The 4,852-nt window shown below is 69.8% G+C and carries 3 protein-coding genes and 1 pseudogene; 2 read left to right on the plus strand and 2 right to left on the minus strand.

Annotated elements, in window-relative coordinates:
• Positions 1-35: 35 nt before the first annotated feature.
• Positions 36-2,768: a phosphoenolpyruvate carboxylase gene (gene ppc / locus ACQKIP_RS39750; RefSeq protein ID WP_365863880.1), complete on the minus strand. Its 2,733-nt coding sequence runs from the start codon at positions 2,766-2,768 to the stop codon at positions 36-38.
• Between the two features lie 288 nt (positions 2,769-3,056).
• Between ppc and ACQKIP_RS39755 the strand changes: the two genes are divergently transcribed.
• On the plus strand, positions 3,057-4,070 hold the full coding sequence (locus ACQKIP_RS39755) for an acyl-CoA desaturase (protein WP_365863882.1): 1,014 nt from the start codon (positions 3,057-3,059) through the stop codon (positions 4,068-4,070).
• Positions 4,067-4,756: a TetR/AcrR family transcriptional regulator gene (locus ACQKIP_RS39760; protein ID WP_365863884.1), complete on the plus strand. Its 690-nt coding sequence runs from the start codon at positions 4,067-4,069 to the stop codon at positions 4,754-4,756. The genes ACQKIP_RS39755 and ACQKIP_RS39760 overlap by 4 nt, the downstream gene beginning before the upstream one ends.
• Here ACQKIP_RS39760 and ACQKIP_RS39765 read toward each other — a convergent pair.
• A pseudogene (locus ACQKIP_RS39765) lies at positions 4,753-4,852 on the minus strand (IS481 family transposase); the annotation flags it as partial. The gene ACQKIP_RS39760 and the pseudogene ACQKIP_RS39765 sit on opposite strands and share 4 nt — an antisense overlap.

The raw sequence follows: 4,852 nt of genomic DNA on the forward strand, positions 1-4,852 counted from the left end.
GGTCCCGGCCCCCCGCCCCCCCCGACCCGTGGAGATCAGCCGGTGTTGCGCAGGCCCGCCGCCACGCCGTTGACGGTGAGGAGAAGGGCGCGGCCCAGCAAGGGGTCCGCTTCCTCGTCCGCGGCCGCCGCGTCGCGCTGGCGCTTGAGGAGCGCGACCTGGAGGTACGAGATCGGGTCCAGGTAGGCGTCACGGATGCCGAAGGTCTGCTGGAGCTCCGGGTTGCTGTCGAGCAGCTCCGTGCCGCCGGTGATCCGCAGGACTTCCTGGACGGTGAGCGCGTGCTCCGCCTCGATCACGTCGAAGACGTGCTTCAGCTCGTCGGGGACGAGCGTGTCGACGTAGTGGCGGGCGATGCGCAGGTCCGTCTTCGCGAGCGTCATCTCGACGTTCGAGAGGAAGTTCCGGAAGAAGTGCCAGTGCTCCTGCATCTCGCCGAGCACGGTGTCCAGACCGGCCTCGCGCAGCGCCTTGAGGCCGGATCCGACGCCGAACCAGCCCGGCACGATCTGCCGCGACTGGGTCCAGCCGAAGACCCACGGGATGGCGCGCAGGCCGTCGAGGGAGACGCCCGAGCCGGGGCGGCGCGAGGGACGCGAGCCCAGGTGGAGCTCGGCAAGCTGGTCCACCGGCGTCGACGCGAGGAAGTACGAGGGCAGGTCCGGGTCCTCGACGAGCTTGCGGTAGGCGGTGTGGGCCGCGTCGCTCACCACGTCCATGGCGGCGTCCCAGCGGGCGAGGGCCTCGTCGGACTGCCGGGGAGCCGTGTGCAGGGCGGAGGCCTGCAAGGTCGCGGCCACCGTCAGTTCGAGGTTCTCCCTGGCCAAGGACGGCACGAGGTACTTGTCGGAGATGACCTCGCCCTGCTCGGTCACCTTGATCTCGCCCTCCAGCGTGCCCCACGGCTGCGCGAGGATCGCGTCGTGCGAGGGGCCGCCGCCGCGGCCGACGGTGCCGCCGCGGCCGTGGAAGAGGCGAAGCCGCACGCCGTAGCGGTGCGCGACGTCACGCAACCTCCGCTGGGCGCGGTGGATCTCCCACTGCGAGGTGGTGATGCCGCCGAACTTGGAGGAGTCGGAGTAGCCGAGCATGACCTCCTGGACGTCGCCGCGCAGGGCGACGAGGCGGCGGTAGGACGGGTCGGCGAGCATCTCGTCGAGGATGACGTCGGCGGCGCGCAGCTCGTCCGTGGTCTCCAGGAGCGGCACGATGCCGATCTTCGCCCAGCCGGCGTGCAGGTCGATGAGTCCGGCCTCGCGGGCCAGGACGGAGGCCGCGAAGACGTCGTCGGCGCCCTGGCACATCGAGATGATGTAGGACTCGATGACCTCGGGCCCGAAGACCTCCAGGGCCTTCTTGACGGTGAGGAAGACCCCGAGGGTCTTCTCGCCCGCGGCGTCGAGCGGGGCCGGGGACGGGCCGAGCGGCCTGCGCGAGCGCAGCTCCTTGGCGAGCAGCTTCTGGCGGTACTCGCGCGGCATGTCCACGTAACGCCAGGACTCCTCGCCCAGGCGGTCGAAGAGCTGGCCGAGCGCGTGGTGGTGGGCGTCGGCGTGCTCCCGTACGTCCATGGTGGCGAGCTGGAGGCCGAACGCGGCGAGCGTGCGGATGGTGCGGTTCATCCGGCCGTCGGCGAACAGGGCGCCCTTGTGCTCGCGCAGCGAGGTCTGGACGAGGGTGAGGTCGTGCAGGAGCTCGCCGGTGCCGAGGTAGTCGCGGCCGTCCTCGTGGGCGGTGCCGCGGGCGAGGCGCTCCTTGGTGTTCTCCAGCTTCTGCCGGATGCAGGTGGCCTTGAGGCGGTAGGGCTCCTCGGAGTTCAGCCGCTTGTAGCGGGGGCTGATCTCGGGCAGCCGCTCCAGGTCGAGCTGGAGGGACGCCTTGAGCTCCTCGGTGGCTCCGGTGTAGCGGATGGAGTTGGACAGGAAGCCGCGCAGCTCGTCGACGAGGGCGAGGGCGTCGTTGATGCCGTGCTCGTGCTGGAGGATCAGGACGTCCCAGGTGACGGCGGGCGTCACGTTCGGGTTGCCGTCGCGGTCGCCGCCGATCCAGGTGCCGAAGGTGAGCGGCCGGGTGCCTTCCGGGAGCTGGACGCCGACCCGCTCCAGCTCGGCGGTGAGGTCTTCCAGTACGTCCCCGACGGCGCCGGCGTGCAGCTCGTCCAGGTAGTAGATGGCGTTGCGTGCCTCGTCGGCGGGTTCCGGGCGGACGACGCGCAGCTCGTCGGTCTGCCACACCAGGTCGATGCTCTCGGCGAGGCGGGTGTCGTGGCGGCGCCGGTCGGACTCGATGACCGGCGTCTCCAGGAGCTCCGCGATGCGGCGCAGCTTGTTGAGCACGGAGCGGCGGGCGGCCTCGGTGGGGTGCGCGGTGAAGACGGGGCGCACGTTGAGGTGCTCCACGGTCTGGCGCAGGTGCTCGGGGTCCGCGTCCTTGAGCCGGTCGGCGGTACGGGTCAGGAGCCCGCCCTCGGCGGCACGCCGGGCGCGCAGCTCGCGTCCGCGGTGGACCTGCTCGGTCACGTTCGCCAGGTGGAAGTACGTGGAGAAGGCGCGGACCAGCTTGGCCGCGGTCTCCAGTTCGGTGCCACCGAGCAGGCGGGCTGCGGCCTCGCCGTCCTCGCGCGTCAGGCGGCGGACCTTCTCGACCAGTTCGAGGAGCTCTGAGCCCTCCTGACGTACGAGGGTCTCGCCAAGGAGATCGCCGAGGCGGCGGATGTCGGCGCGCAGCTCGGTGCTGGCCGTGGTGGTCTGGTCGTCGGCACTGCTCACAGGTGCGGCTCCTTGCAGTGTTGAAGCACGTCAGGTCTGGGAGGGGCCCCGGGCGGGATATAAATCCGCGTTCCGGGGGAAATAGAGAGCGGACCGCGCTGTCCGACCGTTTCCAAGGATAGGTGTCACATCGCGGCACGGACTCGCAGCCTCTTGCCGCGGGGTTCCGCGCTGCCATACTTACGTCGCCGTAGGTTACGGGACCGTAGCTAACGCGGGACCCGTGATCATGTGCCCGCCGCACTCGCGTCGTGACCCTCAACCCTCGACCCCACAGGGGACGTGCCCATGCCGACATCTTCCGATGCGTATTCAGCCACCGATGTGATCGAAGACGCTTCGCGACCGACCACCGACACCGCCGGGCCCCCCTCCGGCCAGTCCGCGACGCTGGGCGGTGAGCAGAAGCGGTCGGTGGAGCAGTTCGCGCTGCTCGCGTTCATCGCCGTTCCGTTCGTCGCCCTGGTCGCGGCGGTGCCGCTGGCCTGGGGGTGGGGGGTGAGCTGGCTGGATCTCGGCCTGCTGGTGTTCATGTACTACCTGGGCTGCCACGGCATCACGATCGGTTTCCACCGGTATTTCACGCACGGTTCCTTCAAGGCGAAGCGTCCGCTGCGGATCGCGCTCGCCGTGGCGGGGTCGATGGCGGTGGAGGGCCCGCTGGTCCGCTGGGTGGCGGATCACCGCAAGCACCACAAGTTCTCGGACGCGGAGGGCGACCCGCACTCGCCGTGGCGCTTCGGCGAGACGGTTCCGGCGCTGATGAAGGGCCTGTGGTGGGCGCACATCGGCTGGATGTTCGACGAGGAGCAGACGCCGCAGGAGAAGTACGCGCCGGATCTGATCAAGGACCCGGCGCTCCGTCGGATCTCCCGCCAGTTCCTGCTCTGGACAATCGTTTCGCTGTCGATCCCGCCGCTGGTCGGGGGCCTGGTGACGATGTCCTGGTGGGGCGCTTTCACGGCGTTCTTCTGGGGTTCCCTGGTCCGGGTCGCGCTGCTGCACCACGTCACGTGGTCGATCAACTCGATCTGTCACGCGGTGGGCAAGCGGCCCTTCAAGTCGCGTGACCGTTCGGGCAATGTGTGGTGGCTCGCGGTCCTGTCCTGCGGCGAGTCCTGGCACAACCTCCACCACGCCGACCCGACGTCGGCGCGGCACGGTGTGCTGCGGGGCCAGGTCGACTCGTCCGCCCGGATCATCCGCTGGTGCGAGCAGCTGGGCTGGGCGACGGACGTGCGCTGGCCTTCGGAGTCCCGTATCGACTCCCGCCGGAAGCCGAAGACCGTCGGCGCGGCATGATTGACGACGTGGCGACCGACTCCAGTAATCCCAGCCCTGCCAGCAGCAAAGAGAAGCAGCCCCGGCGTGCGCGCCGGACGCGGATGACGGGTGCCGAGCGCCGGGAGCAGTTGCTGGACATCGGCCGCACGCTCTTCGCCGCCAAGGGCTTCGAGGGCACGTCGGTGGAGGAGATCGCGGCGAAGGCCGGCGTCTCCAAGCCCGTCGTGTACGAGCACTTCGGCGGCAAGGAGGGCCTGTACGCGGTGGTGGTGGACCGCGAGATGCGGGCGCTGCTCGACGGTGTGACGGGGGCGCTGACCGCGGGGCATCCGCGTGAGCTCCTGGAACAGGCGGCGTTCGCTCTCCTGGACTACATCGAGACGTACACGGACGGCTTTCGCATCCTGGTCCGCGATTCGCCGGTGGCGCAGTCGACGGGCACCTTCGCCTCGCTGATCTCCGACATCGCGACGCAGGTGGAGGACATTCTGGGCCAGGAGTTCAAGACGCGGGGCTTCGACCAGAAGCTGGCCCCGCTGTACGCGCAGGCCCTGGTCGGCATGGTCGCCCTCACGGGCCAGTGGTGGCTGGACGTCCGCAAGCCGAAGAAGGCGGAGGTCGCCGCCCACCTGGTCAATCTGGCCTGGCACGGCCTGGACGGCCTGGAACCGAAGCCCCGGCTGATAGGGCACCGCAAGAGCTAGCTGTATTGACCCGCAGCGTTGTTCACGCGGCTGATCGGTGGGTGGCCGCCGAGTGCGGTGTGGCAGCGGTGGTAGTTGTAGGTGTGCAGGAAGTCT

Source organism: Streptomyces sp. NPDC059900 (genome assembly GCF_050270335.1).
GTDB lineage: Bacteria > Actinomycetota > Actinomycetes > Streptomycetales > Streptomycetaceae > Streptomyces.

Bases quoted from the DNA above. Each gene is read 5' to 3' on its own strand.
- ACQKIP_RS39755 (WP_365863882.1), top strand. From the start codon at position 3,057: ATGCCGACATCTTCCGATGCGTATTCAGCCACCGATGTGATCGAAGAC.
- ACQKIP_RS39760 (WP_365863884.1), top strand. From the start codon at position 4,067: ATGATTGACGACGTGGCGACCGACTCCAGTAATCCCAGCCCTGCCAGC.